The organism is Haloarcula sebkhae (assembly GCF_014647415.1).
Taxonomy (GTDB): Archaea; Halobacteriota; Halobacteria; order Halobacteriales; family Haloarculaceae; genus Haloarcula; species Haloarcula sebkhae.
The window spans coordinates 703,874-718,813 of record NZ_BMPD01000001.1 but is presented as its reverse complement, the minus strand read 5'-3'; the positions used below and the strand labels follow the sequence as shown (position 1 = coordinate 718,813).

The following is a 14,940-nucleotide window of genomic DNA, read 5'->3' as shown; positions in this document are numbered from 1 at the left end:
GGCGTCTCAGGCGTTTGCGCGGGCGTCGTCAAGCAGCGCCTGCACGTCGACGGCCTCGCCGGTCTCGCTGCTCTCAATGGCGGCGAAGACGATGGCCATCGACTGGAGGACGCTGTCGACGTTCGTCGGCATCGGCTCGCCGCCGTCGATCCAGTCACAGAACTGCTCGATGAGCCAGGCGTTCTTCCAGTGGGGCCGGTCGGCAAGCGGCACCGCCTCGCCGTCGCCCTTGCCGATGCTCTCGAAGTTCCCGGTGTCGTACGCGTCGGCGTGGAACCGCTCGACATCGCGGCGGTCGAGAAGGACCGTCTGGTCCGAACACTCGGCGCGGAACTGTTCGTGTCCCCAGCCGTTCAGCGTCGTCGCGTTGGCGTAACTACCCTCGTACTGGGCGCGGGTCCCGTCGGCGAAATGCAGCGTCACGAGGCCGCTGCAGTCTCCGTCGTAGTCGGCCTCCTCGGGCGTCCACGTCTCGGCGTACACCCGCTCGCAGGGTGAATCAGCCAGCGATGCGAGGATGTCCAGGTGGTGGATTGCGCCGTCGAGCAGGAGCATGTCGTCCATCTCGTAGACGTAGTCGGCGTAGAAGCCGCGTTCGCGGACGTTGCCCGTGTATCGGGCCGTCAGATAATCGATGTCGCCGGCTTCCTCGACGGCCCGTCGGAACGTCGCCTTGTCACGGTCGAACCGGTGGCTCATCGTGACGCCCATCTTCTTGCCGGCCTCGTCGACCTTCTCGGCGACGCGGACCGACGCCTCGAGCGTGTCAGCAATCGGCTTTTCGGAGATGATCTGCAGGTCGTGGGCGAGCGCCGTCTCCACGACGGCCTCGTGGGTCGACGGCGGCGTCACGATGGAACAGATGTCGGCCGGGCGCTCCGAGAGCGCGGTTTCGAGGTCGGTGTAGCACTCCTCGGGCGACAGGCCAAGTTCCTGCTCTGCCAGTTCGTGCCGTTCCGGGTCGGTATCGACTGCGGCGACGACCTCGATTCGGTCGTCGTGAACGTTCGGCGGAATCGCGTCTGTCGCCCAGGTAGAGCCCTGGCCGCCCAGACCGACGTGGACTAATCGGTATGTCATGGCTCCGCTATTGCTTCAACGAATAAATGCTGCACTATCTCATCAGTACTCGTCCGCGTCCGGGAACTCGACACGTCGCTCCATCCCGTCTTCCGCGAGCACCACTTCGCCGTCGAACGCGTCGCGGGCTTCGTCGACTAGCTGGTCGGCACTCGCAGCGTAGCGCGTCGAGATGTGCGTCAGCGCCAGCGTCGACGCGCCGGCCTGTCGCGCTACGTCGGCGGCTTCCCGGGCAGTGGAGTGGGCCGTCGCCTTCGCCCGTTCCTTCCGGTCCTCGGCGAAGGTAGCGTCGTGAACGAGCAGGTCCGCGTCCTCGCTCGCCTCGATGACGCTCTCCGTCGGCAGCGTATCGCCGGTGTAGACGAATCGCCGACCGGGGCGGGCCGGACCGACGACAGCTTCCGGCTGGATAGTCTCACCTTCGTGTTCGACGGCCTCACCGCGGTGGAGCTTGGAGTACTTCGGCCCCGGTGGGATGCCGAACTCCGCTTCGGCTTTCTCCCGGTCGAACTTCCCTTTCCGGTCGTCCTCATCGAGGACGTACCCGACGCTGGCACAGCGATGGGCCGTCTCGATTGCCCGAACCTCGTACTCCGACCGGTCGAGGACTACGTCGCCGGCCGATACTTCGTTGATGCGGACGGGAAACGAGGGGGTCGTCCCGTTGGCCTGGATGAGCTGTTTGATGTTCCCGCGCGTGCCCGCCGGCGTGTGAACGGCGATCGGCCGCTCGCGTTCGTTGAAGTCCCACGTCTGGAGGAGTCCCGGAATCCCGAGCACGTGGTCGCCGTGGAGATGCGTGACGAACAGGTGGTCGATAGCGAAGCCGGTGCCGTAGCGCATCATCTGTCGCTGTGTGCCCTCGCCGCAGTCGAAGAGGAGGTAGTCGCCGTCGCGATTGACGAAGATGCTGCTCGTGTTGCGCTGGGTCGTCGGCACGGCCCCACTCGTCCCGAGAAACGTCACGCGCATAGTCATCGCATCCTCTACTGTCGACGGGTAAACCGGTGTCGAAAGGGCGTCGTCACAGTAGCACTCTTCGTCTGGTTTAGGCGGGTCGCTACGACGGTCTTTGTGTGTCTAGTAGTGACATGGCTATTCGTACTGGGCGGAAATAACGGCCGCTTTCCGACGTTTCTCTCCATCTCGCGCTCGTCTTTGCCGAGAGCTTAATCACCAGCAAAACAATTTAACAGCGAGTACGTATCGCTCAGTCTCACTTTCCTGATTCGGCGGTCACAGGGATCGGCTTAGCAGGTTATTATGTTTTTCTGAACTGTCTCGCCGGTTTATGTGTCGTTCACCCGTCCTATCGTTCGCATTGCCTGCCGATCACTGCATGACCAACTCATGATAAACGCTCGCACACTTGCCGTTTTCGCTGCGTTGCTCGTCGTTGGCGGCCTCACCGCACAGGTTGGGGCTGTACCGGGCGTGACAGCGCAACAGGAATCGCCGTCGGAACAGGCCGGGAACACAGGGATCGCTGTCGACTCCCTGACTGCTCCAGAGAGCGTCGCACCGAACTCAACTGCTGACGTAACCGCAACGGTCACGAACAACGAGAACACCTCGGTGACTGAATCCGTGGCGTTCCGGTTCGACGGAGCTGTCGTCGACCGGACGCTCGTCACGCTTGAGCCCAACGAGACCACCACAGTCCAGTTCTCCACGGACACGACCGGCATCGAACCCGGTGACTACCGCCACGGTGTCTTCACTAGCGACGACGGCCAGGTCGCCGAGATTACCGTCTCCGACTCGTTCACGCTGGAGAGCCTTGACGCACCGACGAGCGCCACCGCCGGTGACAACATCACCGTTGATGCAACCGTCGCCAACCCGAACGACTTCAACACGACCCAGACCGTCGAGTTCCGACTGGGTGGCCAGCCGCTGGCCTCCGAGTCTGTGACGCTTGACGCGAACGAATCCACTGACGTGACGTTCACCGTCGATACGACCGGTGTCGAGCCGGATACGTACATCCATAGCGTCTTCACGCGCGACGACGGTGCGTTCGCCGAGATCACCATCGAGTCTGCTACTGACACGCCTGAAGAGCCAACTGAAGACGAAACCGAGGAGCCGCCAGCGAACGAGACCGAGGAACCGACTGAAGACGAGACTGAAGAGCCACCAGCGAACGAGACCGAGGAACCGACTGAAAACGAAACCGAGGAGCCACCCGCAAACGGGACCGAAGAGCCGCCAGCGAACGAGACTGAAGACGAGACTGAAGAGCCGCCCGCAAACGAGACTGAAGAACCAACTGAAGACGAAACAGAGGAGCCACCCGCAAACGAGACCGAGGAACCGACTGAAAACGAAACCGAGGAGCCACCCGCGAACGAGACCGAAGAGCCAACCGAAGACGAAACCGAAGAGCCACCCGCGAACGAGACCGAAGAACCGACTGAAGACGAGACTGAGGAGCCGCCAGCGGACGAAACTGAGGAGACTAACGAAAGCGACGAGACCGACGAAACGGACAACGCGACCGAAGAAGCCGGGACGACAGAAGGCTAACGCGCCACCCTGTCACCCGTTCACATTTTTAATGGTGGCCGTCGTACCGTAGTCCATGAAGTTCGTTATCGTTGGCTATGGCCGCGTCGGCATCCGGACCGCACGGATTCTGCAGAGCGAAGGGCACGAAGTCGTTATCATCGACAACGATCCTGTGAAAGTCGAACGAGCCAGAGAAACCGGGTTCGAGACGATCCAGGGTGACGGCAACGAGGAGAGCGTCCTTGTCGATGCCGGTATCGAAAGTGCGGACGCTATCGGCGGTCTCACGGGCGATCTGAATACGAACTTCACCGCCTGTATGATCGGCAAGGAGTTCGGCTGTCGAACCGTTCTGCGGATCGACGCCGACTACCGCGAGGAGATCTACGAGAAGTACGCCGCCGACGTGGACGAGATCATCTACCCCGAGCGGCTGGGCGCAGCCGGCGCGAAGACGGCGCTACTGGGCGGTGACTTCAACGTCCTCGCCGATCTGACCGAACAGCTCTCGGTCGCGAGCATCCGTATTCCCGACGACTCACCGTTTGTCGGGAAACGGGTTGTTGAGGTGGAACTGCCCGGCGACGCACACATCTACGCACACGGCAAAGACCACGAACCGATGACGATTCCACTTCCACAGACCGAGATCGAACCCGGCGACAGCGTTGCGATCATGGCTGATCCCGGCGGGCTGGACGACATTCGAGCGACGCTCCGTGGTGACGCGTCAGCCTGAATTCCGGGTGTCCGGGCCGCTTTGTCGAAATATCTCTCAGACTGACAGTATCTGCTGTGTTCGACGAAAGCCGGGGGGAAGTAGGATATGAAAGGGAGGATCGCGGTGTCCGGGCGCGTCTGGGGAGGATAGGATGGCACGCAGTGGCACCGACATCCACTGCAGCCGTGGAAGCGCGCCCGTACCGGGTGGAATGCTACCGGTAGACATAAACACCCGTCAGACAGGTGGCCGACGGACGACAGACGACACGGCTTTTTGCCCGGCCAACCACTGCTTTCTGTTATGACATGGGCGACGCTGTTCGAACGTGCGGCGCACTACCAGACCACGGGCGAGGCCGTCTGTGCGGCGCTTGACGAGCACCGGACGGAGGACGAGGACGATGCATGAGCCGTCGCCAGCGCGCGTCGTCGCGGACGCCGATGTCCTCGCCGCCGACCTGTTGTGTGGGCCAGACAGTGACGCCCGTGACGCTCTCGACCACGTTCGGCGCCACTCGTGGGTCGTGCTCGTCGCGAGTGACCACCTGTTAGACGATGCTACTGCCGTCATCGCCGACCTCGCCGACGACGCCTTGGCGGCTGACTGGCGGGCGCGGATCGAACCCGACTGTGACATCGTCGACCACCCGGCCGGCGACCACCCCGCGCTGGCCTCGGCCTACCGGGGCGGCGCACAACATCTCCTTTCCTACGATGACGACCTGCGAAGCGCTCGGACCAGCGCGTCGCTCAACCGTCATATGTCTCTAAGTGTCAGACCGCCGGACGCCTTCGCTCGCCTGTTCGATCCGGAATCACTGTACCCCGTCGTCGAGAACGGCGAATACCCCGGTCCTGACCGGGACCCGCGTGCGTAGCGAGTCCTCAGTCGTCAGCCGTCGTTACCGTGGTTGCAGAGACTGTTCCTGACGGCCCGGCCGCGTTCTCGGCAACCTCGAACGCCGCAAGTACCTCGCGCAGCTCGTCTGTCTGGGCTGCCATCTCCTGCACTTCGTTGGTCACTTCGGTAATCGTCGCAGTCTGTTCCTCGGTCGCGGCGGCGACGGCCTCGGACTCCTCGTTGGTCTGCTCGCTCACAGTCGCGACTTCGTCGACCATATCGACGACCTCCTGCGTGGTCTCCGCCTGCTCGGCGGTCGCCCCCGAGATCTCCTGAATCGAGGCGTTGACCTCGCCGAGCACGTCGACGATGTCTTCGAAGTCCCGGAGCGCCGACTCGATGGTCGCAGCGCTGTCGGTCACTTGCTGATTCGTCGCCTCTACGTCGCTGACAGTCTCGCTGGCCTCGTGCTGGACTGATTCGATGCGGTCCGACACGTCCGTCGCGGCGTCGCGGGTCTCTTCTGCGAGTGTCTTCACCTCGTCGGCGACGACAGCGAATCCGTCTCCGCTTGCGTCCGCGCGAGCCGCTTCGATAGAGGCGTTTAGCGCGAGCATGTTCGTCTGCTCGGCGATATCCGTGATGACTTCGACGATGTCGTCGATCTCGCTGATCTGGTCGACCAGACTTTCGACCGCGACGGCGATGTCGTCGATACGAGCCTCCATCTCGTCGAGTTCGTCGATCGCCTGCTCGGCGTCCGCGCGTCCCTCGCGCCCTCGCTGCGTCGCCTTTTCTGCGGTGTCGGCCGCGTTTTCGGCGGTGGCGGCGATCTCTTCGACGGTGGCAGATAGCGTGTTCATTTCCGAGGCGACGTCGTCGTGGCGCGACGCCTGCTGGCTGGCTCCAGCCGAGATCTCTTGAATCGACCGGGAAATCTCGTCGCTCGCATTGTCGATCTCTTCGACGCTCCGGGTGACGTGGTCGCTCGTCTCGTCGACGTCCTCGGCGAACGTGGCGACGGTTGCGACCGTCTCCCCCAGCGTCGTCACGAGGTCGTTGTAGTTCTCGACGACGGCATCAAACTGCTCGTCGTCGGCCGCGAAGTCCTCATCGATAGTGGCCGTCAGGTCCCCGTCTTTCGCCTGCTCGGCGGCGTCACCGAAGGCGACGACGAGGTCGTTGAGCGCCTGAGAGCGCCGTTCGAGGTCGCTGGTCATCTCCTGTAGTTCGGTCGTGTAATCGTCCATGCTGGCGGCCATCTTCTCCAGCGACTGTCCGAAGGTTCCGGGCACGTCCTCGTCGAGGACGTCGGCGTCGAACTCCTGCCGAGAGAGCGCGTCGGCCTGCCGGGACACCGTCAGCAGATAGGATTGCATCGAGCGAAACGACGAGAGCAGTTCGGCGACCTCGTCGTCGCGCTCGCTCTCGGGCAGTTCGACGTCGAGTTCGCCGGCCGCGATGTGGTCCGCACCCGCGGCCATCGCTGTGACGGGTTCGACGAAGTCTTCGCGGGTGATGAACACCGTGTTGGCAAACGCGACGATAGCGCCAGCCAGCAACACGCCAGTGACGACGAACCGGACGGTCCCGCTGGCGACAAGCGAGACAGCTGCCAGCGCAACCGAAGCGGCGAACTGCAGACCGACGGCTGCGAGCACCTTCCGTTCGACCGAACCGGAGACACCAAAAACATCGAGCGATCTACGTATCACCGACTTGTACTGTCCGACGGGGTCTGTGAGCATACGCACCTTTTTCTTACAGTGTATAATAAGGTTCGAGTCCAATTCTCGGAGATTGAAAAGGAGTCTGTGGACAAAAACTAGGCTGGAGACGAGACGGGCTCCTGAATCAATGGCAGTCTCGAAATTGATTCTCTACCTGTCCCGATTGACCAGTGCCGCAACGCGCCGGACGAGCCAGCGCGGTGTCATCCTCACCAGACGGTCGATCAGCCGCATCGACCGCCGCGGAATGACGACAGCCTCCGCGGCGGCGGCCCCCTCGTAGGTCGCCGATGCGACTGCGTCGGGCGTATTCGAGGTGACTGATCCGACTGTCGAGTCCGCCATTCCGGCCCGCTCCTGGAACGCCGTGTCGACCGGGCCGGGACAGACTACCGTCACGTCGACCGGTGTCCCCCGAAACTCCTCGGCGAGCGCCTCGCTGAAGCTGTTGATGTACGCTTTGCTCGCGTAGTAGCCTGCGAGGTTCGGCCCCGGCTGGAACCCGGCGACTGAACCCATGTTGATAACCGCGCCGCCATCGTCGAACTCGTCTATAAACAATCGCGTCAGCTCGACGGGGAGCATGACGTTCAGCCGCAGTTGCGTTCGCTCCGCGTCGAGGTCGCTTTCGGCGAACGGCCCGTAGGTCCCCACGCCGACGTTGTTGACGAGGACATCGATGTCCAGACCGCGCTCGGTCACCTCCTCGTACAGGTCCTCGGCGGCCGCCGCGCGGTCAAGGTCCATTGCGACGGGCGTTGCCGTGATACCCCTCGTTTCGAGGTCTTCGGCCAGTCGCTCTAGCTTCCGCTCGCTCCGGGCAACTAGCACCACGTCGTGGCCGCGTGCGGCGAACTCGCGTGCCAACGCTTCGCCGATGCCCGTTGACGCACCGGTTATCAAAGCAGTGCCACCGGTCCCGACGACCGGTACGTCGCTACCGCTCACCGTACCACTCCGCGACCGTTGTCGCTTCGGGTTCCAGCGCCGTCGGTCCCTCGTCGCTGGAACTTCCGAGGGATGCGGCCCATCCCTCGACGGACGGTTCGCTACCGCTCACCGTACCACTCCGCGAACTTCGCCAGCGCCCGCCCGCGGTGGGAGATCGCGTTCTTCTGCTCGGTGCTCATCTCTGCGAACGTCGTTCCGTCGTGCTCGAAGATAGGGTCGAAGCCGAACCCGCCTTCGCCGCGGGGCGCGACGATTTCGCCGTTCACGCGCCCCTCGAACAGCTTTACCGGCACCGTCTCGCTGCTCTTCTCCGCGCTCCCGTCGTGGACCTGTGCGTCCGTCGTCGCTGCACCACGGTCGTCGGCCGCCAGGTCCTGTCCGCGCCGGTCCTCGCGGTCGATCCCGTCCGGATCCGGCGTCGCCTCGAACCCCTCACCGTCGCAGTAGGCGATGACCGTTTTGAACGCCGCGCCGCGGTTGTCCTCCGTCTCGGTCATGCGCCAGACGCGCTCAACCCCAACGGTATCCTCGACGTAGGAGGAGTATGGCCCAGGGAACCCGTCGAAGGCGTCGATGAACAGCCCCGCATCGTCGACGATAACTGGTCCGTCAGCCGCTCGGTAGGCCGCCCGTGCTCCCTCGGCCGCGACCGTTTTCAGGTCGTCGGCCTGGACTTCCGGGTAGTCGAAGTCGAACTGCTGGACGTCGTCGTCGAGATACTCGGTCGCCTCCCGGACTTTCCCGGGATTGGTCGTGACAAAATTGAGCATACCGGCACACGGCGACCGGCGATAAAAGAGCCGTCGAAACTCCGCTCGGGCGGACTGCTGTAGAGTATTTCCGGACCGTACCGGGGGCCGGTGCGGACCGCACCTCGCTGTCAGTCGACGACGACTTCGACCGGTTCGTCCTCGCTCTCGGAGTCGAACTCCTCGCTGCTGCCGCCGCGTTCGAGATACAGCATCACGCCGGCGACCGCCAGCACGACCCACGAGCGCCAGTTCGCCAGGTTCAGCGTGTAGCCGATGCCGAACGGCTTCTCGACCAGCATGTCGTCGCCCGGCTTCCAATAGGCCGACACCAACCGCTTGAGGCTCGGTCGTTCGAAGTTGTACGGCACGCCGAACAACGTTCCCGACTGGGGTTTTTCTGCCATACTGCGTTCTACTCGGGCCGAGGTTAAACCATTTGTCCACCACCTTTTTGCTGCGAGGGGTGTCCTCGGCCGCAAGGCGGCCTGCGGGCACCCCCGCTTGCAAAAACGTGGGCGAAAAAGGCCGGAATCGCCACCGTGTGGCGATTCCGGAGAACCGGCGGCGAAGCCGCCGGATACCAACCATACTGCTACCGCACAGCCCTACTGATACCGACCTCGACCCTCGATGTCGTCGAGGCTGGCGAACACCGCGTCGGCGTGGCCGCTCTCAGTCCGGTAGGCGTCTTCAGCGGCCGACAGCAGCGCCTCGGGGTCGTCCGCGGTCCCGGCGAGCGACTGAGCGAGGACGTGGAGGTCCATCGCGTGGTCCTCGGCCTCCTGCGTGTAGTACCCGAGGCCGAAGTCGATGAGGAATGTTCGGTCCGCCTGTCCGCTACGGCCACCCACCCGGACGTTCCGCGTCGTCGGGTCGCCGTGCACGAAGCCGGCGTCGTGGATGCGAGCGAGCCAGCGGCCCACGTCTGCGACGCGCGACTCGGACAGCCCTTCGCGGAGGTCTGTGTCGCCGACGCGCTGGAAGACAATGCGCGATTCGTTGGGGTCGACATCCCGAACCAGCGGCGTCGGGACGCCGTTGCGGCGCGCCTCGCTGGTGAGCCGGGCTTCCTGCCGGGTCCGCTCAATCCTGAGGCGCTCGTCCAGCGTCGGGTGGCGGTAGCTCCGCGGCACGCGCTCCTTGATCACCCGGTCGCCGTCAAAGCGGACGGTCGCCTCCGCGCCCTGAACTTCGTCGCCTCCCATCCTGTAGCTGTCCACCGACTCCTCGGTACCGCGCCAGGTGACGGCTACCTCGTCGGGCCGGAAGTTCGAGTCGATGCGCGAGTCCTCGATGGCGACGGTGTCGCCGGCCGCGTACATCTTCGCGCCGAGCATCGCTATCATCCCGGCGTTGTCCCGCAGGAAGCGGTTTTCCGGAGCGTAGAACTCTGCTCCGCGTTGCTTGCACATCTCGCCGAGCATCCGCTGGAGGCGGTCGTTCTGGCCGACGCCGCCGCCGAGCACTAGTTCGTCGGCCCCGGTCAGCGACAGCGCCCGCTCGGAGACTTCCGTCAACATCGCGAAGATGGTCTCCTCCATCCCGCGACAGACGTCGTCTACTGGGACGCCATCGTCGACGGCCTGCTTGGCGGCGCTCATGATACCCGAAAACGAGAAGTCCATCCCCTTGACGACGTAGGGCAGCTTGTGGTATTCCCCGTCGCAAGCGTGCTGTTCGACCTTCGGTCCGCCGGGATGAGACCAGCCGATGTGGCGCGTGAATTTGTCGATAGCGTTGCCGACGCCGGTGTCCATCGTCTCGCCCAGCACGCGGTACCGGCCGTTTCGATAGCCCAGGATGTGGGCGTTCGCGCCGGAGGCGTTCAGGCACACCGGCGAATCGAAGCCCGAGCGGTGGCGGCCCACTTCGAGGTGGGCGACCATGTGGTTCACACCGACGAGCGGCACGTCGAAGCGCTGGGCGACTGCCCGGGCGGCTGTGGCGACAATACGCAGACAGGGCCCAAGTCCCGGGCCGCGAGCGAAGGCGACGGCATCGATTGGCGCACCGGTTTCGCCGCTCCCGTCCGCCCCGCCAGCGGCCGCTCGCTCGTGTGCGTGTTCGATGGCCGTCTCGACGACGGTCGGGATGGCTTCGCCCATATGTTCAGCGGCCTCGCGCGGGTGGATGCCGCCGCTGTCTGGCGCGTACGCGTCAGTTTCGATGAAAACGTGGTCGTCGTCGGTTACCTGCGCTGGGTCCGGTGTTTCAAACACCGAAGCACTGGCTGCCCAGGCGGTACCTTCGATACCCAGAATACGCATCGGGTGGCCTTACTTCCACTCGGTGTAGCCGCACTTGCCGCAGTGCTGGCGGTCCTCGTGCTCGGCGAGGACGGTGTCACCGCACCGGGGGCAGGTCTCACGGTCGAGTTCGCCGTCGTCGCTGTAGTACTCGTTGTGTGGCATCTATGCTTCCTCCGCTTCCTCTTCGCCGTCGGCGACGATCTTGTTGCGTTCGAGCATGTGGTCCTGCTCGACGTCGCGGGCGTACTCGGGGTTGTCGTAGACCTTCGCGTAGCCGACCGTCTTCCGCATGCCGAACTTGGTGTCGAGCTTGTGGATGACGACTTCCTCGGCATCCTTGTTCAGCGTGGCCGCAAGAGAGTCGCGGACAGAGAGACGGGAGGGGGTGGCTTCGTCGTGGACGACCTCGAACCGGACGTCCGTGCGGTGCAACATGGGATTCTCGTCTTCTTCGATGATGTCGATATCCATGGTTCGTTGTCCGTATCTACCCGCCGAAGCGCGTAAAAGGATTTCGAAGCGGCTGACGCCGTCTCCGTCCGCGATTCCGTGTTGCCGTGCCGTGCAGCGATTCGGCGATAGGACGGGAACGTGCTGTAGCGGTTAGCTGTGCCCGGTACAGCACTTCCAGAGCAATAGCGGCTGGAACCTCCCTACTGCTCGCCCAGCTGTGCGAGGAGGTGTGAGAGATGGATTCGCTCGTTGGCCGCGTCGACGAGCGCCATATCCGTCTCGCCGGCCATCTTGTGGATCTCGGCCAGTCGGTCGCCGGAGTAGCGTGACTGGGCCACTGCCAGCATGTCGTCGAGGATGTCGGACGCGCCGTACCCTTCGTCGACGAGTAGGTCGTCGAGCGTCGACCGGGCATCGGTAAAGCGCCCCTCTTCGGCCGCGTCGATCATCTGTTCGACCTGATCGTCGGCTTCGACGGCGTTCAGCGTCTCGAAGGCGGCGTCCATCGTCACCTCGCCCTCGGCTTCGGCGGTCGTCTGGGCGGCCAGCACTGCCGTCCGGAGGTCCCCCTCAGCGTAGCCGGCGACGTACTCGATGCCCTCCTCGTCGTGGTCGACGCTCTCCGCAGTGACGATATCCTCAAGCACCGACGCCGTTTCCTCATGGGTCGGCTCGCGCATCACGACCGGGAAACACCGCGAGCGGATCGGCGGGATGACCGCCGAAGGTTGACGCGTCGCGATGACGAACTGCGTCGCCTCGTAGTACTGCTCCATCACCCGACGCAGCGCCTGCTGGAAGTCCTCGCGCATCCCCTCGGCGTTGTCGAGCAGAATAGTCTTGTAGCTACCAGATACCGGCGAGTAGCTGGCGGACTCTTTGAGAACGTGATTGATGAGATCGGCCTTCGAGGACTTGCGCCGTCGCTTGCTGTCGATGAACGACGCGAACCGCGGGTCGTTGGCGACTTCCTTTTTTGTCATCCCGAACACGTCGGCCATGTTGAGTTCGGTGAAGTCCGCGTCGGGGTTCTCGTGGACCTCTCGGGCAAAGGCTCGGACGGCGGCCGTCTTCCCGCTCCCTTTTGGCCCGTGGACCAGGAGGTTCATCGGCTCCTCGATGGCTCCCTGCAGGTGCTCGCGGGCCTTCGGCTGGCGGATCTCCGACAACTCCGGGGCGTGTGTCTCCGTCCACAGCGGCGCGTCCATCTGTTGGCACTGGGTATGCCCGGCCCCGACAAGTATCCCGCGGTCCGCGGGCTCACACTACCCGCTGGTACCTATGGGACAGTAGCGGCGCGTTCGGTGACCCCTCTCACGACCGAGATCCAACAGCGACCGACACACTGAGACCGGCAGTCCTCGATCCTCGCTTAGGAGAGCAGACTGTCCTCGGCTGGCTGCCAACCGCATTCCACGCACTCGAACTCCTCGTCGTCCGTTTTGATTACCGGCTCGTCGCACTTCTTACATTCCCGGAAGGGATTTTGGGGCCGAGTGGATGGTCGCGGCATACGTTAACTCACTACACATTCTTTTCATATAACTATTCGTTCTACGTACCTAGAATCATGTCGCTACGATTTGCGATGCCGGAGCTGTATGGTCTGTGAGTGGAGACTTCCGACTGCATTTACTGCTCGCGAATTACTCGCAGCAAAATGCGCCGGCCGGGAGTGAGCGAACGCAGCGCGTTCGCGAACATCGGGCGGCAAACGACCGCAGGGAGTGCGCCGGCCGGGAATTGAACCCGGGCTATTGCCTTGGGAAGGCAATGTCCTACCACTGGACCACCGGCGCTCGTTGCAGTCGCACCGTGGCTCGCGATTCCTGCGGAATCGCTCACCATCGGCGCGCTGTGGTAGACTGCAGGTCGGTCGGACCTGCGAACCCCGTACCGAACTGTCAACAGCGACTGCACTTGAACGTAGCGTTTTGACTGGACGCGTGTCCGAAAATATCACGTCGATAGATGGGTATTAGTTCCGTCCGTCCAACTAGAGAATATGGCAACGGCCGAATCCATTGTCCGTGCCGATGAGCCGCTGAACCTGACGTTCTCCGAGGCTGAGTTGGAGGCGAACCGCGACCATATCACCTCGTTTATTCAGGAACAGGTCGACGCCGCCGGTGTCGACACGGTGGTCATGGGGCTCTCGGGCGGCATCGACAGTACGCTCGTCTCGCATCTGGCCGTCGAAGCGCTCGGCCGTGACGCCGTTCACGGACTCGTAATGCCCAGCGAAGTCAACCGTGCGGATAACATGAGCGACGCCGAGCGGGTGGCCAACGACCTGCTCGGCATCGAATACGACGTCATCGAGATCAACCCGCTGGTCGACGCGTTCCTCGACGCCTACCCCGAGGCAGAGGGAGACCAGCTCGCCGTCGGCAACCTCCGGGTTCGCTGTCGGGCGGTACTGAACTACCTCGTTGGCAACCACGAGCAGGCGTTGGTTCTGGGCACCGGGAACCGTAGCGAGGCGCTGGTCGGCTACTACACGAAGTACGGCGACGGTGCGGTCGACTGCCATCCTATCGCGGCGCTGTACAAGCAGCAGGTCCGGCAGCTGGCGAAACACGTCGGCGTCCCCGATGACCTCGCGGAGAAGACTGCCAGTGCCGAGATGTGGGCCGGCCAGACCGACGCCGACGAGATGGGGATGGACTACGACACGCTCGACTCCATCCTCGCCCTGCACATCGACGGTGGTGTTCCGGCAGCCGCGACAGCGGACCGGCTCGGTGTCCCGCTCGACGTCGTCGAGACTGTCCGCGAGATGTACGAATCAAGTGCCCACAAGCGAGCCATGCCCCCGGGTCCGGACCCGCTGTACTGAGTCTGTTTCCCGTTTCAGTCGCTAGCGAACCGGGTTCTCCGGGCCACGACCCAGATACTCCGAAAGGAACGCATGGGCCGTTTCGGCGTCGTAGCTATCCATCAGTAGCTCGTGCTGCCACGCCGTCACGACGTAGGTCGCCCGTGGTTCGTCCTTGGGGTTTGGAACGGCAACGACGCTCCGCCAGGTGCCGGTATGAACACTGGAAAATTCCCGGAGGCTCTCTCTGGCTTCGGGCGAGATCTCGTCGGGATCGTAGTAGACGATGACCGCGCCGTGTTCCAGCGTATGGACGAGTGAACCGAGCAGCGGCGTCGCCTCGTAGAAGCCTGCACTCACCGTTGACGCATAGTGTGTCCCGGAGAGTGGCGGGACTCGCTGGTAGTCGATAGCACTGCCTTCTTCGACATGGTTGTTCCCCCGGTCCGGGAACTGCTCCACACTGGACAGTCGGTCACTGTCGCCGGTCTCGTCCAGTGACGACGCTTCGACCCCGGTGGCCTCGACCGCGGAGAGCGGCTGTGCACCTGTCGTCCCGACCAGGTCCGCGTCACTTCCGCTGCCGCCGTCACCACCGCTCAACTGAGTCACGTACACTGTGAGCCCAATAGCGAAGACCACGACGACGCCGATAACAATTGGCCCGACCGGGAGGGCGTTCCCCTCTTCGCCACCGGTATGCTCTTTGACGCGCCGTCGATCAATCGCGCCCAGTTCGCCGTCGTGGGCGTCGGCGAGATGGTCAAGGTAGGCGTCGTCGCCGTCGAACGATTCCGCGCAGTACTCACAGTCGACCATTGGCGGCCCGTAT

At 63.6% G+C, this 14,940-nt stretch carries 16 protein-coding genes and 1 tRNA gene; 4 read left to right on the top strand and 13 right to left on the bottom strand.

The genetic code is table 11. The annotated features are described in order from the left end of the window. Positions 1–6: 6 nt before the first annotated feature. Positions 7–1,080, bottom strand: a complete 1,074-nt coding sequence (locus IEY38_RS03785) for a Gfo/Idh/MocA family protein (protein WP_188975444.1) — start codon at positions 1,078–1,080, stop codon at positions 7–9. Positions 1,081–1,122: 42 nt separating this feature from the next. Beyond that, positions 1,123–2,058: a ribonuclease Z gene (gene rnz, locus IEY38_RS03780; RefSeq protein WP_188975442.1), complete on the bottom strand. Its 936-nt coding sequence runs from the start codon at positions 2,056–2,058 to the stop codon at positions 1,123–1,125. A gap of 372 nt (positions 2,059–2,430) precedes the next feature. On the opposite strand from rnz, the gene IEY38_RS03775 reads away from it, so the two are divergent. The 3 genes from IEY38_RS03775 to IEY38_RS03765 all read left to right on the top strand — a co-directional run bounded on the left by IEY38_RS03775 (position 2,431) and on the right by IEY38_RS03765 (position 5,192). Next, positions 2,431–3,609 (top strand): hypothetical protein, encoded by a 1,179-nt coding sequence (locus IEY38_RS03775; protein ID WP_188975440.1) that lies wholly within the window; start codon positions 2,431–2,433, stop codon positions 3,607–3,609. A 55-nt stretch (positions 3,610–3,664) separates the two neighbouring features. After that, the gene (locus IEY38_RS03770; protein WP_188975438.1) at positions 3,665–4,330 is read left to right on the top strand and encodes a potassium channel family protein; all 666 of its coding nucleotides are present in this window, start codon (positions 3,665–3,667) and stop codon (positions 4,328–4,330) included. A 385-nt stretch (positions 4,331–4,715) separates the two neighbouring features. Next, entirely contained in the window at positions 4,716–5,192 is a 477-nt protein-coding gene (locus tag IEY38_RS03765) for a DUF7384 family protein (protein WP_005537054.1), read from the top strand. A gap of 7 nt (positions 5,193–5,199) precedes the next feature. On the opposite strand, the gene IEY38_RS03760 is transcribed toward IEY38_RS03765, so the two are convergent. The 10 genes from IEY38_RS03760 to IEY38_RS03720 all read right to left on the bottom strand — a co-directional run bounded on the left by IEY38_RS03760 (position 5,200) and on the right by IEY38_RS03720 (position 13,089). Then, the gene (locus IEY38_RS03760) at positions 5,200–6,903 is read right to left on the bottom strand and encodes a methyl-accepting chemotaxis protein (protein WP_188975437.1); all 1,704 of its coding nucleotides are present in this window, start codon (positions 6,901–6,903) and stop codon (positions 5,200–5,202) included. A gap of 132 nt (positions 6,904–7,035) precedes the next feature. Beyond that, a complete protein-coding gene (locus IEY38_RS03755) occupies positions 7,036–7,833 on the bottom strand; it encodes an SDR family NAD(P)-dependent oxidoreductase (RefSeq protein ID WP_188975435.1) in 798 nt (265 codons plus the stop codon). Beyond that, positions 7,823–7,945 carry a hypothetical protein gene (locus IEY38_RS21610; protein WP_268238735.1) on the bottom strand — a complete coding sequence of 41 codons (123 nt, stop codon included), beginning with the start codon at positions 7,943–7,945 and terminating at the stop codon, positions 7,823–7,825. Before IEY38_RS21610 ends, IEY38_RS03755 begins: the two co-directional genes overlap by 11 nt. Continuing rightward, positions 7,935–8,606 carry a non-canonical purine NTP pyrophosphatase gene (locus IEY38_RS03750; protein ID WP_188975433.1) on the bottom strand — a complete coding sequence of 224 codons (672 nt, stop codon included), beginning with the start codon at positions 8,604–8,606 and terminating at the stop codon, positions 7,935–7,937. The genes IEY38_RS21610 and IEY38_RS03750 overlap by 11 nt, the downstream gene beginning before the upstream one ends. 110 nt (positions 8,607–8,716) lie before the next feature. After that, positions 8,717–8,992 (bottom strand): DUF5808 domain-containing protein, encoded by a 276-nt coding sequence (locus tag IEY38_RS03745; RefSeq protein ID WP_005537058.1) that lies wholly within the window; start codon positions 8,990–8,992, stop codon positions 8,717–8,719. A 201-nt stretch (positions 8,993–9,193) separates the two neighbouring features. Beyond that, positions 9,194–10,855, bottom strand: a complete 1,662-nt coding sequence (locus IEY38_RS03740) for a bifunctional N(6)-L-threonylcarbamoyladenine synthase/serine/threonine protein kinase (protein WP_188975431.1) — start codon at positions 10,853–10,855, stop codon at positions 9,194–9,196. Positions 10,856–10,864: 9 nt separating this feature from the next. Beyond that, positions 10,865–10,999 (bottom strand): 30S ribosomal protein S27ae, encoded by a 135-nt coding sequence (locus IEY38_RS03735; protein ID WP_004590578.1) that lies wholly within the window; start codon positions 10,997–10,999, stop codon positions 10,865–10,867. After that, on the bottom strand, positions 11,000–11,308 hold the full coding sequence (locus IEY38_RS03730; protein ID WP_004516108.1) for a 30S ribosomal protein S24e: 309 nt from the start codon (positions 11,306–11,308) through the stop codon (positions 11,000–11,002). A gap of 182 nt (positions 11,309–11,490) precedes the next feature. After that, the gene (locus tag IEY38_RS03725; protein WP_188975429.1) at positions 11,491–12,498 is read right to left on the bottom strand and encodes an AAA family ATPase; all 1,008 of its coding nucleotides are present in this window, start codon (positions 12,496–12,498) and stop codon (positions 11,491–11,493) included. A 520-nt stretch (positions 12,499–13,018) separates the two neighbouring features. Continuing rightward, positions 13,019–13,089, bottom strand: a tRNA-Gly gene (locus tag IEY38_RS03720). A gap of 206 nt (positions 13,090–13,295) precedes the next feature. Between IEY38_RS03720 and IEY38_RS03715 the strand changes: the two genes are divergently transcribed. Beyond that, a complete protein-coding gene (locus tag IEY38_RS03715) occupies positions 13,296–14,129 on the top strand; it encodes an NAD+ synthase (protein ID WP_188975427.1) in 834 nt (277 codons plus the stop codon). 21 nt (positions 14,130–14,150) lie between these two features. Here IEY38_RS03715 and IEY38_RS03710 read toward each other — a convergent pair whose 3' ends face one another. After that, positions 14,151–14,927, bottom strand: a complete 777-nt coding sequence (locus IEY38_RS03710) for a DUF3105 domain-containing protein (protein WP_188975425.1) — start codon at positions 14,925–14,927, stop codon at positions 14,151–14,153. Positions 14,928–14,940: the final 13 nt, after the last annotated feature.